The organism is Hydrogenovibrio sp. 3SP14C1, assembly GCF_029625905.1.
Classification (GTDB): Bacteria; Pseudomonadota; Gammaproteobacteria; order Thiomicrospirales; family Thiomicrospiraceae; genus Hydrogenovibrio.
The window spans coordinates 1-263 of sequence record NZ_JARTLM010000162.1 but is presented as its reverse complement, the minus strand read 5'-3'; the positions used below and the strand labels follow the sequence as shown (position 1 = coordinate 263).

At 50.2% G+C, this 263-nt stretch carries 1 pseudogene; it reads left to right on the top strand.

From position 1 onward, the window contains the following. A pseudogene (locus P8629_RS12070) lies at window positions 1-263 on the top strand (cell division protein FtsK); the annotation flags it as partial.

Sequence of the window (263 nt, the reverse complement as noted above, 5' to 3'; positions counted from 1 at the left end):
GGCGCAGAGTCATTACTAGGAATGGGGGATATGCTCTATCTCCCTCCGGGGTCGAGCCATACTATTCGCGTTCATGGAGCGTTTGCGTCTGATGATGATGTCCATGCGGTGGTCAATAACTGGAAAGCTCGCGGTAAGCCTAACTATATCAGTGATATTATCGCTGGTGATCAAGGGCCAGAGTCGCTGCTGCCAGGTGAGAAAATGGACGATGATGAGGAAATGGACCCGCTATTCGATCAAGTCGTTGAACACGTTGTAGA